Annotated in this window: 1 protein-coding gene; it reads right to left on the bottom strand. The window is 54.7% G+C overall.

Going from position 1 to position 629, the window contains the following annotated elements; all coding sequences use genetic code 11:
• Nucleotides 1-64: 64 nt before the first annotated feature.
• On the bottom strand, nt 65-629 hold a 565-nt coding region (locus ACR0LH_RS21650; RefSeq protein ID WP_480722430.1), incomplete at its 5' end, for a hypothetical protein.

Here is a 629-nt window from a genome sequence, read left to right as displayed (position 1 = left end):
GAATTTCATCAGATGGTCCCTTGCTGGCTGATCCTTAGAGTTTTGTTCCGTACAAAGCGGAACCTCACTTCGCGTCTCGTAACTTTGACAGAAATTCATCGCATGCCTGCGCGCTGCCGACGATCTCGTCCGTCGTTTCAATTCCTTGCAGTGACGCCATTTCGGAATTTACGCGGTTGAGGATCTGATCCGCTTGCTCGGCGGTGATAAGGTTCTCAGCTTGTGCTCCTTTCAATGTGGTGCAGACACCGGCGGACAAGCCTGTCGCAACGCCGACACCCACCGCGGCCCCGCCACCCAAGGTCATCGCCCCAACCACGCCGAGGACGAGCCCGATCACAATTCCCAAGATTACTTTTCCCATGTTTTCCTCCCTTTTGGTGAGAAAGAGTTCAGCCACCACTACTGGCGCAATCTGCTTGCCCATCTGCAAATCAAAACCAGCGCTAACAGGTTGAGCGCTGGAGCAATCGCCGCGAACCACGGCTTGGCGGAATCCGAAAATAAGTCCGCCACAAGTATCCAAGGTAGTCCCAACGGCAGCAGGAACACTCCGGACAAAGGGTCTCGTTCCTGTCCCAACCAGCCAAATGTGCCCGTCAAGAATGCAACCAACGCCAACAGGTACA

The sequence above is a fragment of the Ruegeria sp. CL6 genome (assembly GCF_056536465.1).
The sequence above is the reverse complement of the archived record's forward strand: the minus strand, read 5'-3'. Positions and strand labels throughout refer to the sequence as shown.